This is a genomic window from Streptococcus infantis (genome assembly GCF_001579645.1).
GTDB lineage: Bacteria > Bacillota > Bacilli > Lactobacillales > Streptococcaceae > Streptococcus > Streptococcus infantis_E.
In genome coordinates this window covers 1-799 of sequence record NZ_LQZF01000182.1, presented here as the reverse complement: position 1 = coordinate 799, position 799 = coordinate 1, and the positions used below count along the sequence as shown (strand labels likewise).

General features: G+C 38.3%; 1 protein-coding gene. It reads right to left on the bottom strand.

Annotation, left to right across the window (positions count from 1 at the left end; all coding sequences use genetic code 11):
* Window positions 1-25 precede the first annotated feature (25 nt).
* On the bottom strand, window positions 26-799 hold a 774-nt coding region (locus tag SINDD18_RS10665; protein ID WP_153014469.1), incomplete at its 5' end, for an ISL3 family transposase.

Below are 799 nucleotides of genomic sequence, written 5' to 3'. Positions count from 1 at the left end.
TCAACTGTAGTGGGTTGAATAAAAGCTAACATCTGGAGAGGACAATCGTTGTCCTCTCCATTTTTATATTCAGAGCGATGAAAATTCGTTTCTTAAAGTTGTCAAAGTTCCTAAAACCAAAAGCATTGCGCTTGATGACCTTAATGAGATTATTGGTAGCCTCTAGTTTTGCGTTGGAATAGGGCAGTTGAAGGGCGTTGGCAATTTTCTCTTTGTCCTTGAGAAATGTCTTAAAGACAGTCTGAAAAAGAGGATGAACCTGCTTCAGATTGTCCTCAATAAGTCCGAAAAATTTGTCAGCTTCTTTATTCTGGAAGTGAAAAAGCAAGAGTTGATAGAGATTATAGTGGTGTTTCAAGTCTTCTGAATAGCTCAAAAGCTTGTCTAGAATCTCTTTATTCGTTAAGTGCATGCGAAAAGTAGGGCGATAAAAACGTTTATCACTCAGTTTACGGCTATCTTGTTGGATGAGTTTACAATAGCGCTTGATAGCCTTGTATTCATGAGATTTTCGCTCAAATTGATTCATGATTTGGACACGAACCCGACTTATAGCTCGGCTTAAGTGCTGAACAATGTGGAAACGATCAAGTACAATTTTTGCATTAGGAAAAAGCTGTTTAGCCAAGTTATAGTAAGGGCTAAACATATCCATAGTAATGATTTTCACACGACATCGGACCGCTCTATCGTAGCGAAGAAAGTGATTGCGGATGATAGCTTGTGTTCTTCCCTCAAGAACAGTAATGATATTGAGCTGATCAAAATCTTGTGCGATAAAACTCATCTTTCCCTTGGT